Origin of the sequence: Mesorhizobium sp. ES1-6 (assembly GCF_020164775.1) — a bacterium.
GTDB lineage: Bacteria > Pseudomonadota > Alphaproteobacteria > Rhizobiales > Rhizobiaceae > Mesorhizobium.
This window is the reverse complement of sequence record NZ_JAIUGU010000003.1, coordinates 470,940-485,685: the sequence shown is the minus strand read 5'-3', so window position 1 is coordinate 485,685 and position 14,746 is coordinate 470,940. Positions and strand designations below refer to the sequence as shown.

The 14,746-nt window shown below is 63.4% G+C and carries 20 protein-coding genes; 8 read left to right on the top strand and 12 right to left on the bottom strand.

Annotation, left to right across the window (positions count from 1 at the left end; translation table 11 throughout):
• Positions 1 to 109 precede the first annotated feature (109 nt).
• From ruvB to LB564_RS11170, 9 genes are all read right to left on the bottom strand, one after another.
• A complete protein-coding gene (gene ruvB / locus LB564_RS11210) occupies positions 110 to 1,147 on the bottom strand; it encodes a Holliday junction branch migration DNA helicase RuvB (RefSeq protein ID WP_140702370.1) in 1,038 nt (345 codons plus the stop codon).
• A complete protein-coding gene (locus LB564_RS11205; protein WP_224537547.1) occupies positions 1,144 to 1,548 on the bottom strand; it encodes a PIN domain-containing protein in 405 nt (134 codons plus the stop codon). The genes ruvB and LB564_RS11205 overlap by 4 nt, the downstream gene beginning before the upstream one ends.
• Entirely contained in the window at positions 1,545 to 1,829 is a 285-nt protein-coding gene (locus LB564_RS11200) for an AbrB/MazE/SpoVT family DNA-binding domain-containing protein (RefSeq protein ID WP_140702371.1), read from the bottom strand. The genes LB564_RS11205 and LB564_RS11200 overlap by 4 nt, the downstream gene beginning before the upstream one ends.
• A gap of 64 nt (positions 1,830 to 1,893) precedes the next feature.
• Positions 1,894 to 2,514 (bottom strand): Holliday junction branch migration protein RuvA, encoded by a 621-nt coding sequence (gene ruvA / locus LB564_RS11195; protein ID WP_140702372.1) that lies wholly within the window; start codon positions 2,512 to 2,514, stop codon positions 1,894 to 1,896.
• Between the two features lie 28 nt (positions 2,515 to 2,542).
• Positions 2,543 to 2,962: a type II toxin-antitoxin system VapC family toxin gene (locus LB564_RS11190; protein WP_140702374.1), complete on the bottom strand. Its 420-nt coding sequence runs from the start codon at positions 2,960 to 2,962 to the stop codon at positions 2,543 to 2,545.
• Positions 2,940 to 3,209, bottom strand: coding sequence for an AbrB/MazE/SpoVT family DNA-binding domain-containing protein (locus tag LB564_RS11185; protein ID WP_140702376.1), 270 nt, complete (start codon positions 3,207 to 3,209; stop codon positions 2,940 to 2,942). Before LB564_RS11185 ends, LB564_RS11190 begins: the two co-directional genes overlap by 23 nt.
• A 56-nt stretch (positions 3,210 to 3,265) precedes the next feature.
• Entirely contained in the window at positions 3,266 to 3,775 is a 510-nt protein-coding gene (ruvC, locus tag LB564_RS11180; protein WP_140702378.1) for a crossover junction endodeoxyribonuclease RuvC, read from the bottom strand.
• Between the two features lie 93 nt (positions 3,776 to 3,868).
• Positions 3,869 to 4,402 carry a DUF1465 family protein gene (locus tag LB564_RS11175; protein WP_140702380.1) on the bottom strand — a complete coding sequence of 178 codons (534 nt, stop codon included), beginning with the start codon at positions 4,400 to 4,402 and terminating at the stop codon, positions 3,869 to 3,871.
• A gap of 384 nt (positions 4,403 to 4,786) precedes the next feature.
• Positions 4,787 to 5,167: a hypothetical protein gene (locus tag LB564_RS11170; RefSeq protein ID WP_224537546.1), complete on the bottom strand. Its 381-nt coding sequence runs from the start codon at positions 5,165 to 5,167 to the stop codon at positions 4,787 to 4,789.
• Between the two features lie 334 nt (positions 5,168 to 5,501).
• On the opposite strand from LB564_RS11170, the gene LB564_RS11165 reads away from it, so the two are divergent.
• A complete protein-coding gene (locus tag LB564_RS11165; RefSeq protein WP_224537544.1) occupies positions 5,502 to 6,053 on the top strand; it encodes a hypothetical protein in 552 nt (183 codons plus the stop codon).
• Between the two features lie 35 nt (positions 6,054 to 6,088).
• Here LB564_RS11165 and LB564_RS11160 read toward each other — a convergent pair whose 3' ends face one another.
• The 3 genes from LB564_RS11160 to LB564_RS11150 form a co-directional block, all read right to left on the bottom strand.
• On the bottom strand, positions 6,089 to 6,859 hold the full coding sequence (locus tag LB564_RS11160) for a sulfite exporter TauE/SafE family protein (protein WP_224537541.1): 771 nt from the start codon (positions 6,857 to 6,859) through the stop codon (positions 6,089 to 6,091).
• A gap of 116 nt (positions 6,860 to 6,975) precedes the next feature.
• On the bottom strand, positions 6,976 to 7,704 hold the full coding sequence (locus LB564_RS11155) for a class I SAM-dependent methyltransferase (protein WP_224537539.1): 729 nt from the start codon (positions 7,702 to 7,704) through the stop codon (positions 6,976 to 6,978).
• A gap of 76 nt (positions 7,705 to 7,780) precedes the next feature.
• Positions 7,781 to 8,239: an Lrp/AsnC family transcriptional regulator gene (locus LB564_RS11150; RefSeq protein WP_224537536.1), complete on the bottom strand. Its 459-nt coding sequence runs from the start codon at positions 8,237 to 8,239 to the stop codon at positions 7,781 to 7,783.
• 130 nt (positions 8,240 to 8,369) lie between these two features.
• Here LB564_RS11150 and LB564_RS11145 point away from each other — a divergent pair, with 130 nt between their 5' ends.
• The 7 genes from LB564_RS11145 (at position 8,370) to LB564_RS11115 (ending at position 14,745) form a co-directional block, all read left to right on the top strand.
• The gene (locus tag LB564_RS11145; protein WP_224537534.1) at positions 8,370 to 9,275 is read left to right on the top strand and encodes a DMT family transporter; all 906 of its coding nucleotides are present in this window, start codon (positions 8,370 to 8,372) and stop codon (positions 9,273 to 9,275) included.
• 130 nt (positions 9,276 to 9,405) lie between these two features.
• Positions 9,406 to 10,053: a thiamine phosphate synthase gene (locus LB564_RS11140; RefSeq protein WP_140702396.1), complete on the top strand. Its 648-nt coding sequence runs from the start codon at positions 9,406 to 9,408 to the stop codon at positions 10,051 to 10,053.
• Between the two features lie 46 nt (positions 10,054 to 10,099).
• Positions 10,100 to 11,095, top strand: coding sequence for a tetratricopeptide repeat protein (locus LB564_RS11135; protein WP_263491092.1), 996 nt, complete (start codon positions 10,100 to 10,102; stop codon positions 11,093 to 11,095).
• A 165-nt stretch (positions 11,096 to 11,260) separates the two neighbouring features.
• Complete coding sequence (efp, locus tag LB564_RS11130; RefSeq protein ID WP_019861758.1) at positions 11,261 to 11,827, top strand: elongation factor P; 567 nt, start codon at positions 11,261 to 11,263, stop codon at positions 11,825 to 11,827.
• Positions 11,828 to 11,912: 85 nt separating this feature from the next.
• Positions 11,913 to 12,713 (top strand): inositol monophosphatase family protein, encoded by an 801-nt coding sequence (locus LB564_RS11125; RefSeq protein WP_140702400.1) that lies wholly within the window; start codon positions 11,913 to 11,915, stop codon positions 12,711 to 12,713.
• A gap of 138 nt (positions 12,714 to 12,851) precedes the next feature.
• On the top strand, positions 12,852 to 13,538 hold the full coding sequence (trhA, locus tag LB564_RS11120; RefSeq protein ID WP_224537532.1) for a PAQR family membrane homeostasis protein TrhA: 687 nt from the start codon (positions 12,852 to 12,854) through the stop codon (positions 13,536 to 13,538).
• Positions 13,539 to 13,719: 181 nt separating this feature from the next.
• Complete coding sequence (locus LB564_RS11115) at positions 13,720 to 14,745, top strand: MotA/TolQ/ExbB proton channel family protein (RefSeq protein WP_140702403.1); 1,026 nt, start codon at positions 13,720 to 13,722, stop codon at positions 14,743 to 14,745.
• The last annotated feature ends 1 nt before the right edge of the window (position 14,746 follow it).

The following is a 14,746-nucleotide window of genomic DNA, read 5'->3' as shown; positions in this document are numbered from 1 at the left end:
CAATCCATGAATACGCCGGCAAGCCGGCGAAGATGAGGAGAATTTGCGCAGGCCCGTTCACTGATGCTTGATCACGGGTCCGGGAACCCGTCGCTGATCGCTTGCCCGGCTATTCTTCCTGGAACAGGTTGATCTGCTGTTGCGCAAGATCCTTTGGCGCATCGAGGCCCAGATGACGCCAGGCATTGGCGGTCAGCATGCGGCCGCGCGGCGTGCGCTGGATGAAGCCCTGCTGGATCAGATAGGGCTCGATAATGTCCTCGATGGCGTCGCGCGGTTCGGACAGGCCGGCCGCGATCGTCTCGATGCCGACCGGCCCGCCGCCGAAATTGCGGGCGATCATCGAGAGGTAGCGGCGGTCGAGCGCGTCGAGGCCGAGTGCGTCGACCTCGAGCCGGGTCAAGGCTTCGTCGGCGACCAGCCGGTCGACATGGCCGTCTCCGGCGACCGAGGCGAAATCGCGCACGCGGCGCAACAGCCGGCCGGCGATGCGCGGCGTGCCGCGCGCGCGCCGCGCGATCTCGAGCGCGCCGTCGTCGCCGAGCGGCATCTGCAGGATGCGGGCGCCGCGCCGCACGATCTGTTCCAGCTCCTCGACCGTGTAGAAATTGAGCCGCACCGGAATGCCGAAGCGGTCGCGCAGCGGATTGGTGAGCAGGCCAAGCCGCGTGGTGGCGGCGACCAGCGTGAAACGGGCAAGGTCGATCTTGACCGAGCGCGCCGCCGGCCCCTCGCCGATGATCAGGTCGAGCTGGAAATCCTCCATCGCCGGATAGAGGATTTCCTCCACCGCCGGGTTGAGCCGGTGGATCTCGTCGATGAACAGCACGTCGCCTTCCTCGAGATTGGTGAGCAGGGCCGCGAGATCGCCGGCCTTGGCGATAACCGGGCCGGAGGTTGAGCGGAAATTGACGCCGAGCTCACGCGCCATGATCTGCGCCAGCGTCGTCTTGCCTAGCCCCGGCGGTCCGACGAACAGCACATGGTCGAGCGCTTCCTTGCGGCCCTTGGCGGCCTCGATGAAGACTTTGAGGTTTGCCCGCACCGCCGCCTGGCCGACGAAATCGTCAAGCGTCTGCGGCCGCAAGGTCTGCTCGGCATCCTCGCCGCGTTTGTCGGGAGCAATGAGGCGGGGAGAAAGGCTCATGCCAGCAATTCCATGCTTGCAATGGACCTTGCAGCCCGCTGATCGAAAGTGACCGTGTGGGAACAGCCCACATTTCGGTTGTGTTCGGCGATGAGCGCATCGGAAAAGTCAACCTGCGGCATGTTAGACCTTTCGAGCGCGATCACGATGGCATCGAAATCCTCGAACACCAACGTTCTGATTTTCAGCAGCCTTTGGACTGCCGCAAGGACTTGTTCCTTGGACATCCTGTAGCGAGAAATGAGCGACCAACTGAACTCGACCAGGACAATCAGACTGACAAAGCCTGGGGTATCCTCACTAAGACCTTTGCCGAAAGCCAAGGCTTTTGCCCTTTGCTCGGCATCATCGTTCAGTACCATTCGAAGCAGAACGTTCGTATCGATGCCTATCGACGTCACGCGTCGCCCTCACGCCCGCCATTCGGCGCACCCCCGACAACATGCCGCCCAACCGCGTCCCGAACCTCGGCATCGATTTCCTCGAACGAAGCCGGACCGCCGGGTGGATCTCCCAGGAATCCGGCGAGGTCAGCAAAGTCGAGATTGCGCGGCGTTCCGATCAAGTAGCCATCCACCACCGTCCAGGCGATCATGTCACCGGCCTTGAGCGACAACGCATCCCTGACGTCCTTTGGGATGGTAAGCTGGCCTTTCGATGTCAGGCTTGCATAAGCACCCATTCTTCTTACTTTCTAAGAAATTCCTTACAAAACATATTGTAGTTGGAATTTTGTTTTCAAGCAATCACCGCGCCAGTTCCCTCAGCCCGAAGCGGATGAGCTTCGAGGCATCGGCATCCTCGCCCGCGGTCTTCAGCGCGGCCGACACCGCATTGGCGGCGGTGTCGCGGGAATAGCCGAGATTGACCAGCGCCGAGACGGCGTCGGTGATCGGCGCCGGCGCCACGCCTTCGCCGAGCTCCTGTTTCAGGCCGATCGTGCCGGAGGCAGCGCCGGCATAGGCCGGCGCCTTGGCCTTCAATTCGGTGACGATGCGCTCGGCCACCTTCTTGCCGACACCGGGCGCACGCGAAACCATGGCGATGTCGCGCAACGCGATGGCATTGGCGAGGTCGGCCGGCGCCAGCGTCGACAGGATGGCGAGCGCCACCTTGGCGCCGACACCCGGCACATTGTTCATCAGCAGCCGGAACCATTCGCGCTCGAGTTGCGACTGGAAACCATAGAGCCGGATCATGTCCTCGCGCACATAGGTCTCGATGAACAGCACCACCGCTTCGCCGGGCGAAGGCAGTGCGGCAAGCGTGCGGGTCGAGCAGTAAGCGACATATCCGACGCCGTGGATATCGACGAGACAATGGTCTTCGTCGATATCGTCGAGCGTGCCCTTGAGCTTGCCGATCATGCCAGATCTTTCATGGAAGATAGGCCCCTCATGGGTGCGTTTCCGGAGAGATGATATCGATGTCGGGGAAGTAACTGCGATAACGCGCGGCGTCTCGGGTCAAAAGACGATGTCCGGCAACGGCCGCATGAGCGCCAATAAAGAAATCAGGCAGGGTGCGCTCCCGAACACCGCCGGCCCGGCGGTAGCGGGAATGCGTGACGCCCGCAAGGAATGCAGCGTCCCAAGGTACAAGTTGGCGATCCATCTCGAGCATGTCGACCGCTTTTCGAAGCGCCGTCTCCGTCGCGATCAGCGGCGCCAACTCGGACCAGACGATGGTATTGACGACCAATGCGCCGTCGCCTCGGCACAGGGCGATTTTAGACGCTGACCATTTTCTCAGAGGCCCGGCTGGCCCCCAAACATCGATCAGGACATTGGTGTCAATCAACGTCGAGATCTTCACGCGGGCCTCTCAACCACTCCATGTACTGGTCGCTGGTCATGCCCCCCAGATCCAATGTCCCCTCCATTTGGTCGAGAACATTGCTGAACCTGCGCAATTTCTCCTCCTCGGAGAGGTCCCCGTCGACGGCAACCAGCCGGACGTCCCCATTGGTGGCCACGAACTCCACCTCGGAGCCGGGCCCTATGCCCAGATGGTCCCTTATAGGTTTGGGGATCGTGACCTGCCCCTTGACGGTGACGCGCATGGTAATACCTCTGCGGTATTACTTACCCTATAGCCATGAACAAGTCAAGAACATCACTAACCGGCGAGCGCCAGCCGATAGGCGGCACTTTGCCGGTGATGCGCGTGGCAAATCGCGATGGCCAGCGCGTCGGCGGCGTGTTCGGTGTCGAAGATCGCTTTCGGCAACAGCACCTTCACCATCATGTGGATCTGCTTCTTGTCGCCATGACCGACGCCGATCACCGCTTTCTTCACCGCATTGGGCGCGTATTCGGCGACGACGAGGCCCGCCCGCGCCGGCACCAGCATGGCGATGCCGCGCGCCTGGCCGAGTTTCAGCGTCGCCACGGCGTCCTTGTTGACGAAGGTCTGTTCGACCGCGGCCTCATGCGGCATGGCCTGGTGCAGGATTTCGGCGAGCCCGTCATGCAGTTGACAGAGCCGCGTCGCCAGCGCCGCCTTGTCTTCGGAGCGCACGGTGCCCGAAGCGACGAAGCGCAAGGAATTGCCGAGGCTCTCGACTATGCCCCAGCCGGTGCGCCTGAGCCCCGGATCGATACCGATGATGCGAATCGCGTCCCCCATGCCGTGAGTGTACCTCCGGCGGACAGCGATGCCAGCGAAAAGTGAACAAACCGGAAACGACCGCCCGCCAACAGGGGAAGGCTTCGACGTTTCTCAGTTACGGGCGAAGGCGGTGTTGAGGAGGCTGATCTGGTCCGAGACCGGATTGGGCCGGCGAGCCACGGGCTGCATGTCGACCATCGCGCCGGCGCCATAAATCTCTTCGTCCATGCGGCGCACCAGGGCCTGCAGGCGCAGCGACCGATTGACGAGGTCGAGGAAATCGTTCGGCAGTTCAGCCCAGCCGGCCGCCTCGTCATGGGCGGAAGCGGTGTCGAGGCGCACCTTCGACTTTTCGGAAGCGACCTGATCGCGCGTCATCTCGCCGGAATTCGCCGCGCGCTGCAAAAGCAGCCATGAGGCGACCTGCATCAGCCTGGTTGTCAGCCGCATCGATTCGGCCGCGTAGAGCGTGGCCGCCAGCCGCGACAGTTTCTTGGCCTCGGCCCGGCCTTTGCCGTCGAGATACTCCGCCGCCTGTTCAACCAGGCCCATGCCTTCCTGGTAAAGCGGTTTGAAGGAGTGCGAAAACACCCGGCGTTCCGCCAGCTTGACGGTTTTCGCAATGCCCTTCGACGGCTCGTTCATTGATAACGCCCCTGCACTTGCAACCGGCCGATTCGGCTCTGTGCCGATACACCCGTGACCTTATAAAACTGAAGCTTGAAAATGCGCTTCGTCCGGGGTGAAGGCAAGTACATGTTTAACAGAAGGTTAACGGCGACCGGCGTCGCGGGATGCCGCCGAAACGCGGACAAAAAAAGAGCCGCGGATAAGGCGGCTCTCAGGAGTTTAACAGGGAGGCGTCAAACAAAGTGGCTCCAACCACTCGGTAAGAATCCAGATCACTGGATGGACATAGTAAACGCCTGTAAAGCTTAATGAACCCTTAACATCCTGATATTTTTTGACCCGACACGCTGCTCCTGTGCCGTAACAGCACAGCCGCACAGGCCAGGTTTCGGCCTTCCCTCAGGCCTTTTTCCACACCACCGGCAAGGCAATGAAGGCGAACAGCAGCATGCCCGCGTAGAAGCCGATCGAAGATATCCCCAGCAATGGCTCGATCCCCGGATTTCCGGCAAGCAGTATATATAGGCCGATCATCAGCCCGATGCCGCTGATTGCCGTCAGCCAGAAATGGACGAGGGCCAGCGTCTTTTGCCCGGCAGCGGGAAACAGGTGATAAAAGAACCCGAAGACCGCCGACATCAGCCAGCCAGCCACCATGATGTGGGCGTGGGTCGGCATCTGGCCATGGTCTTCGCTGATCGCCATGTGAATGCCGAGCGCCATGCCGCACAGCGCGTAGATGATCGCCAGCGTGAAGAAATTCCGTGCTACGCCTTGCATATTAGTCCCCCTGGATGCCTTTTCCCGTTTTCGGGAATGGGTTGATCGTCAGACGATTTTCATCGCCGCCGGCTCGCCAGCGTTGGCGCTCTAGCATCGCCCATGTTTCCAGACGATGTCGCGCCTCCCCTCCCGACACGTCGTATATTAGCAGAAACAAATCCGGGCACCCGCGTTCGTTGTAGGTTGTACCCGTGAAAAAGGGGGTCGAAACACAGCCGATTTTTCACGACATCGTTCCGAAACACGCGCCGCGCTAAACGCCCGCTCCTCTGGCGGCTGGCGCAAATCCGCGCCACCGCGAACCCGGAAGAACTGTCCCAAGGAGCAACGCATGGACTGGTATTCGATCGTCAAATTCCTTCACGTCGTCACGGCCACCCTGTGGGTCGGCGGCGGCTTCGTTCTGTTCCTGCTTGGCCTGCTTGCCGAGCGCGCCGGCAACATCGACGACAAGCTGCAGGCGATGCGCGCCAGCGGCGAACTGGGCGGCCGCTTCTTCGCGCCGATGTCGATGCTGACCCTGGTCTTCGGCCTCGTCATGTGCGGCTTCTGGGTCGGCTTTTCCGATCTATGGGTCGTGATCGGCCTCGCAGGCTACGCCACGACCTTCTCCATCGGCATGTTCATCTTCAAGCCGACCGGCGAGCGCATGGGCGCGATGATCGCCAAGGAAGGCGTCACGCCAGCCGTTCTTGGCGTTGGCCAGCGGATGATGCGCGTAGCGCGGTTCGACTATGCCGTGATGCTGGTCGTCGTCGCCGACATGGTGCTCAAGCCGACACCACGTGACGTCGGCATTCTGGCCGGCATGGCGTTGGTTGTCGCGATCGGCGCCATCCTGGCATTCGCTGGCGCCCGTCGCCTCGTCCCGAGCGCCGCCTGACCAACCGCGAGCGCGGCGCAAAGCCGGCACGCCCGCTACATCAGGCCGGCGATGCCGTCCCACAGAAGCTTCAGCGCCACGACCGCTACAGTGGCGTAGGTGAAGGGATAAAAAACCTCCGGCCGCATGCGCCGCACCAGCCACGCGCCGGCGATGGTCGACAGCGGCGCCAGCGGCATCAGCACGGCGGATGCCGTCAGATTGGCGGTGTCGAACTGGCCGAGCGCGAAATAGGGGATGAGCTTCAGCGCGTTGGTGGCGGCAAAGAAGATCGCCGCCGTGCCCGACAGCACCTTGGGGTCGAGCCGGATCGGCAAGGCATAGACCTGGAAGGGCGGTCCACCGACATGGGCGACGAAGCTGGTGAACCCGGCGACCGTGCCCCATACGGCCGCCGCCACGCGATTGGGTGGGGCTGCATGGTCGGAACCATGACGAAACTGCAGATAGAGCCAGCGCAGCACGAAGATGATGGCGACGGCGCCGACGATCAGCCGCACCGCTTCCTCGGTGACGAGTGCCGCCGTCAGCCAGCCAAGCCCGATGCCGATGATGGCGCCCGGCATCATGTCGACCAGCATCTTGCGATCGTACACGCCCCACCACGTCCACACCGAGACGATGTCCATCAGGCACAGGATCGGCAGCAGGATGGCGGCAGCCTGCACCGGCGGCATGGTCAGCGCCATCAGCGGCACGCCGACGAAACCGACGGCGCCGCCGAAGCCGCCCTTGGACAGGCCGACCAGAATGACCGCCGGGATGGCGGCCGCGTAGAACCACGGATCGAGAAGCAGGCCTGACATGGAAGGGACTGGTCTGGAGGGAAAGCGCGTCAACGCCTGAATAGCCCAGAATCGCCTGCTCGGCGACCGCAAATATAGGCCGGCAGCGGCATATCGGGCCGACCAGCTTTGAACACCTATCGGCGCGCCGAAACCAGCAGGAACATCGGCCGTTCCAGCTCTTCCGCCAGCTCCGGCCTAGCCGCGATCTGCGCGTCCGTCGGACGGAATTCCTCGACATGTTCGATCGTGAAATCCGTGCGGATCAGCGTGTTGAGCGTGGTGCCGATGGTGCGGTGATGTTTCACCACTCCCTTGGCCAGCCAGTCGGTCTTGCGCGGCCCTTCCACCAGATACCGGTCGACAGGCCAGGTCTTTTTCCCCGCCCCATCGATCGACCAGCCCGGACTGGTCGGCGCCATGTAGATCGGGTGCTCCGTCGAAAAGACGACATGGCCGCCGGGTGACAGGGCCTGATGCACGGTCCCGAACAGGCGCTCGATGTCCTCGACATAGTGCAAGGCGAGCGAACTGTAGGCGAGGTCGAAGCTGGCTTGTGGCAGGCTGAGCTGGTCGAGGTCGGTTCTCGCATAGGTGATACCCGTATCCGGGCCGGCCGCTCTCGCGCGGGCAAGCATCTTCTCCGACAGGTCCAGCCCAAGGACTTGCGTCGCCCCATGCTGATGCGCCCAGCGGCAGAACCAGCCGAAGCCGCAGCCGAGGTCGACGATCCTCAGGCCCGCGACATCGGGCAGCATCGCGCGCAGCGCCGGCCATTCGGCGGCCCCATCCAGGCCCTCGACCGAGCGGCCAAGCTTACTGTAGCCCGCGAAGAAATCCGGCTGATCGTAAATGTTCTGTGCCATCTTCTCTTGCTCCTCGGCCATCCGGCGGAAAGACCGACATTTGGCGGTCGCGCCTTTCCACCATGACCTGGCGGAGTCAAGACGACGAGCCCGGCGGCAACCCCAGTGGCGGCGGACGCCGCCGGATCGGCTGCGCCTTGACGATGGCGGTACTGGTCTCGGCCTTGTCGGCGATACGGTCGAGAATGCCGTCGAGATCGCCGATCGAGCGCACGAACAGACGGGCGACGAAACAATCGTCGCCGGTCACCTTGTCGCATTCGCCAAACGCTTCCATTTCCTCGATCAGTTTCTGGACGATGTGCAGCTTGCCCGGCAGAGGTTTGATCCGCACGATCGCCTGCAGCGTATAGCCCAGCGCCAGCGGATCGATCTCGACGGTGAACGCCCGGATGACGCCGCGCTCCTCGAGGCGCCGCAACCGCTCCGAAACGCTCGGCGACGACAGCCCGACCTGGGCCGCCAGATCCTTCAGCGAGGTCCGCGCATCCCTGACCAGGATTTCCAGCAGATTTCGGTCGAGTTCGTCCAGCATTCCTTTTCTCGCGGATTCCAAGGTGACACCTAATATAATTAGGAAATATATCCATATCGCCTTTACGAGGAGATGGAAAGCCTCGACATCGCATGAGATTATGCTGGCTCAACGGGTTCAGAGGCTTATCATGAACGATACGGTACGCGGCACGGTCGAGATGTCGGCCGCAATGGCGATCCTGGGAACGATCGGATGGTTCGTCACCATGTCCGGCCAGCCGATCATGGATGTGGTGTTCTGGCGTTGCGCGTTCGGCGCGCTGACACTGCTCGTCATCTGCGCTTCGCTTGGATTGTTGCGCAACAGGCTGTCGATGCGCATCATCGGCCTCGCGGCACTCGGCGGCGCGGCCATCGTCATCAACTGGCTGCTGCTGTTCGGCGCGTTCTCACGCGCCTCCATCTCGATCGCCACCGCGGTCTACAACACGCAACCCTTCATGCTGGTCGGCTTCGGCGCGGCCTTCTTCGCCGAGCGGCTGACATTGGCCAAGCTGACCTGGCTCGCCATCGCCTTCGCCGGGATGGTTCTGATCGTCGGGGCCGCCCCAGACGCCGGCGATGTCGGCACGAACTATTTCGCCGGCATCCTGATGGCGCTCGCCGCCGCCTTCTTCTGGGCCGTCGCGGCAATCGTCACCAAGAAACTCAAGGGCACCCCGCCGCATCTGATCGCGCTCATCCAGGTCTGCGTCGGCGTCGTCATGCTGGCGCCCTTCGCCAATCTTTCGCGTCTTCCCGCCGACCCATGGAGCTGGGCCATGCTGGCAACGCTCGGCATCGTCCACACCGGCCTGATGTACATCCTGATGTACGGCGCCATCCAGAAGCTGCCGACGCATCTGCAGGGGTCGCTGTCCTTCATCTATCCGGTGGTGGCGATCCTGGTCGATGTCACCGCCTTCGGCCACCGGCTGCATCTCAGTCAGGTCGTCGGCGCCGCCGCCATCCTGATCGCTGCCGCCGGCATGAACCTCGGCTGGACATTGTGGAAATCGAGACCGTCCGCCGCGAGCCCCCAGCCGATCAAGTAAGGCGGCACGCCGGCTGCAGGCCGGTCAAAACGCGATCCTGGCTGCCCGCCTGTTCAAAGCGGGCAGTTTGCTCTATGCCGCAATCCAACCATCTTCGCCCGGCATAGGCGAAACCCGGGATCGAAGAACCATGAACGACGCCACACCCCCAAATCGTTGCCGCATCGTGCTGATCGCGCCGCCCGGCGTGCCGGCCGCCCGCATTGCCGCCGCATTCGACGGCGGCGACGTCGCCTCGCTGATCCTGCCGGAGAACGGCATGGACGAGGCCTCCTTCCAGGCCTTCGCCGAGCAGGTCGTGCCGGCGGCGCAGGCCGCGGGCGTGGCCGTCATCATCGCCGGCGACACCCGCATTGCCGGCCGGGTCCAGGCCGACGGCATCCATGTCGAGGTCTCCAAGGCCGAACTCGCCGAGACGATCGAGCATTTCCAGGCGAAAATGATGGTCGGCGCCGGCGGCGCCAAGACGCGTGACGACGCGCTCGAGCTTGGCGAGACAAGGCCGGACTACATCTTCTTCGGCCGCTTCGGCTACGACAACAAGCCCGAGCCCCATCCGCGCAACCTGTCATTGGGGGAATGGTGGGCGCGGATGATCCAAATCCCTTGCATCGTCGAGGCCGGTTTCGATCTTGCATCCGTCGAAACCGTGGCCGCCACCGGCGCCGAATTCGTCGCGCTGTCGAGTGCCGTGTTCGCCGACGGCGTCGATCCGAAGGCAGCGATAGCCCGGGCCAATGCGCTGCTCGACGAAACAGCGCCGCGCTTCGAGGATTGACGTGTCCCTGGCAAGGCTTTCCCTTCAGGCCCTGCTTGCGGCGGCGATGATCCAGGGCGCCGCCGCCGAAACCATACCCTTGCCGCAACCCAAGCCTGAAACCGGCGTGCACACCGACAAGCCGATCGAAAAGCAGTTGCCGCAGCCCGCCACCACGGCGGAGCCCGCACCGCTGCCCTCGGTCGACAGCGTCAATCCCGACCGCTTCGGCGCCAAGCCGGCGGACGCCGCCTATGGCGCCTTCCAGCGCGGGCTTTACAAGACGGCATACAATCTGGCGCTGGTCCGCGCGCAGAACGGCGACCCGGCGGCGCAGACGCTGGTGGCCGAGATCCTGTCGCGTGGGCTGGGTGTGCCGCTGAACTCGGCCGAGGCCGCGAAATGGTACGCGCTGGCCGCCGAGCAGGGCGTGCCGGAATCGCAGTTCCAATATGCGCTGATGTTGCTCGACGGCCGTTACGTCAAGAAGGACACCAAGGGAGCCTACGCCCTGATGCAGGCGGCCGCCGAGGCCGGCAACCAGCTGGCGCAATTCAATTTCGCGCAGATGCTGGTGCAGCAGGATTCAGGCGACGCCGGCCTGGCCAAGGCGGTTTCCTACTATGAGCGCGCTGCCGCGACGGGTCTCGCCGACGCGCAGTACGCCATGTCGCAGATCTATGCCAACGGCGTCGGCGGCAAGCCGCGCGACGATGCCCAGGCACGGCGCCTGCTGGCGCAGGCCGCCCGCCAGAACTACGACACCGCGCAGATCGATCTCGCCGCCTGGATGATCGAAGGCCGCGGCGGCGCGCGCGACCTGAAATCGGCTTTCGGCTGGACGAAGCAGGCCGCCGAAGGCGGCAATGTCGCGGCCCAGAACCGCCTGGCAAAACTCTATATGCAAGGCATCGGCACCGATCCGGATCTCGTGCTCGCCGGCGCCTGGTACATAGTCGCCCGCCGCGCCGGCCTCATCGATCAGGAGATGGACGATTTCCTGCAAGGGCTGAGCGACGACCAGACCAAGCAGGCCCTGCAGAAGGCGAACCGCCTGCCCTGAGGACAGCTGGCAAGATCTGCCGGCGCCAGCCCCCTTGCCCGGCCCAAATGGGCCCCTCCCTTGCCTCTCCGGGCGATTTGTGGTCTTGGAGCCCTAAATCGCTTGTAACGGCGAACATCCCATACCGACGGCCCAGCCGTTGGCAGCATCCCGGATCCCATCATCATGGCCAAGATCAATGGCAACGAAATCCGTCCCGGCTACGTCATCGAACACGATGGCGGCCTCTGGGTCGCGGTCAGGACCAACACCGTCAAGCCCGGCAAGGGCGGCGCCTACAACCAGGTCGAACTGAAGAACCTCATCAACGGCACCAAGCTCAACGAGCGCTTCCGCTCGGCCGAGACCGTCGAGCAGATCCGGCTCGACCTGAAGGATTTCTCCTTCCTCTACGAGCAGGACGACGCGCTGGTGTTCATGGACACCCAAAGCTACGAACAGCTCGAACTGAACAAGGACTTCGTCGGCGACCGCGCCGCGTTCCTGCAGGACGGCATGATGGTGACGGTCCAGCTCTACGAGGAGCGGCCGATCGGCATATCGCTCCCCGACTACGTGACGCTGACCATCACCGAGGCGGATCCTGTGGTGAAGGGCCAGACGGCGGCGTCCTCCTACAAGCCGGCGGTACTGGAAAACGGCATTCGCGTGCTGGTGCCGCCCTTCATCGGCGCCGGCGAGCGCATCATCGTCGACACCAACGAAATCACTTACGTGCGCCGCGCCGACTGATCCGTGCCGCCAAAAGTGGCCCCCAATTTGGGTCACCGGCATGCATCGAGACAGAGTTTAAAGCGCCGTACCAGGAAGAAGCACTATGGCACGCTCAGCCCTCCTCAACGTCATGGTCCAGGCCGCAATGAAGGCCGGCCGCTCGCTGTCGCGCGACTTCGGCGAGGTCCAGAACCTCCAGGTTTCGATGAAGGGTCCCGGCGATTATGTCAGCCAGGCCGACCGCAAGGCCGAGGACATCGTCTTCGCCGAATTGTCGAAGGCGCGTCCGGGCTACGGCTTCCTGATGGAAGAGCGCGGCGCCGTCGCCGGCGATGACAGCCAGCACCGCTGGATCGTCGATCCGCTCGACGGCACCACCAATTTCCTGCACGGCATTCCGCTGTTCGCCGTCTCGATCGCGCTTGAGCGCCAGGGCCAGATCGTTGCCGGCGTCATCTACAATCCGGCCATGGACGAGCTCTATACGACCGAGCGCGGCGGCGGCGCCTTCATGAATGATCGCCGCCTGCGCGTCGCCGGCCGCACGAAGCTTGTCGACACGGTGATCGGCTGCGGCGTACCGCATCTCGGCCGCGGCCATCACGGCAATTTCCTGGTCGAACTGCGCAACGTCATGGCCGAGGTCTCCGGCATCAGGCGCCTGGGTTCGGCCTCGCTCGATCTTGCCTATGTCGCCGCCGGCCGCATGGACGGGTTCTGGGAAGTCGGTCTGTCGGCCTGGGACATTGCCGCCGGCTTGCTCCTGATCCGCGAAGCGGGCGGCTTCGCCTCCGACATGGATGGCGGACAGGATATGCTCGACACCGGCTCGGTCGTCGCCGGCAACGAGATCATCCAGCGCGCGTTGCTGAAGGCGGTGAAAAAGCCGCTGGCGCCGCGCTGAGGAAAAGTGCGGGCCGCCCAGGAATTTGCCTGGAAGCAAATGCCTGGCGCGCTGAACCGCCGCAGTCGCAAAACCGCAAACAAAGCTTGAAATACTGTCCGGCGGTTGCCCAGATAACGGGTGACGCTAGGACGATAGATGACCAACACGCCGCCACAGACGGAAATTCCCTTCATCGGACGCTGGCATTATTCGCGCGCCGAGATGATCGCCGACGGGATCGTCCATGCGGTCGGCATCGTGCTGGCGATCGCCGCCGGTTCGGCGTTGCTGGCGCTCGCCGCCTTCCGGGTCGGGCCCGGCGAATACATCGCCGCGGCCTTCTATGTCGTCTCCTTGCTCACCGTGCTCTCGGTATCGCTGACCTACAATCTGTGGCCGGTGACCTCGCCCGCGAAATGGATCCTGCGGCGTTTCGATCATGCCGCGATCTATCTGTTGATCGCCGCCACCTACACACCCTTTCTGGCCCAGTTGGGAGCCTCGCCGCTGGCGAGATGGATGATCGTACTGGTCTGGGCCGCGGCGGCAACGGGGATTGCCATCAAGGTGTTTTTCCCGGGGCGCTTCGACAGGCTGGCGATCGTCTTCTACCTTGCCATCGGCTGGAGCGGCATCATCCTCGTCAAACCGCTCGTCGAGACGCTGCCGACCACGTCGATCATGCTCATCGTCGCCGGTGGTGTCGTCTATTCCTGCGGCGTCATCTTCTTCGCCTGGAAGGCGCTGCGTTTCCACAACGCGCTCTGGCACGGCTTCGTCGTCACCGGCGCCGGCCTGCATCTGGCGGCCATGGTCGACTGCCTGGTCATCAACCGCCTCTGATGCGCCGGCCGCAAAGGCCGCCTGTGGCAATATTGCCAAGCACCATTCAATTTGGTCACAATTCCGTTTAGAGTCGCCAACTACGTGATCGGCGGCGCTGGAGCAATTCCAGGGAAAGCGTGAGCGGTTTCCCGTTCGGAATTGCGTGAAGGCAAAATAGAGCATCGGAAACGGGGCACGGATGGCTTTTCTCAGATCCTTCGGCATGGGCAGGCGCTCCGACGTACTGGTCTACGATCCGCACAAATTGTCGAGTCCGCAGGTCTTCCTGCTGACCATGGTCATCTTCCTGGCCATCGTCGCCTTCATCGCCGCCATCCTGACCCGTCAGGTCACGACCGCTTTCGTCACCAATCCCGGCCTCAACGGCCTGATCGTCGGCGTGCTGGTCGTCGGTATCCTGCTGGCGTTCACGCAGGTCGGGCGGCTATTTCGCGAGGTGCGCTGGGTCAACTCTTTCCGCGCCGGCTCGGAAACCACGGAACCGGTGCTGCTGGCGCCGATGAAGGCAATGATCGGCCGCTCCTCGTCGATGGCCTTTTCGACCTCCTCGATGCGCACAATGCTCGATTCCATCGCAACGCGCCTCGACGAAAGCCGCGACACCTCGCGCTACCTGGTCGGCCTGCTGGTGTTCCTCGGCCTGCTCGGTACCTTCTGGGGCCTGTTGAACACGATCGGCTCGATCCGCGAGACCATCGAATCGCTCGATCCAGGCACGGGTGACGCCGCGGCGGTGCTCGATTCGCTGAAACAGGGCCTGTCGGCGCCGCTGGCCGGCATGGGCACTGCCTTCTCGTCCTCGCTGTTCGGCCTCTCCGGCTCGCTCGTGCTCGGCTTCCTCGACCTGCAGGCTGGCCGCGCCCAGACGCGCTTCTACACCGAACTCGAAAACTGGCTGTCCTCGGTCACCGATCTGTCGTCCGACATCGTCGTCTCCGACCCGGCCAAGGCCGAACCTTCCGACGAGATCCGCCTGTTGTCGGAGCGGCTGCGTAGCATGCAGGAGAACGGCGGCGGCTCCAACCCTCGCGTCGCCACCGCCATGGCCAATCTCGCCGACGGCATTTCCGGCCTAGTCAAGAACATGCGCTCCGAGCAGCAGATCATGCGCGACTGGGTCGAGGCCCAGTCCGACGAGCAGAAGGCGATGCGCAACACGCTGGAGAAGATCGCCGACGCCCTGAAGAAGCCCGAGGTTCACTAGC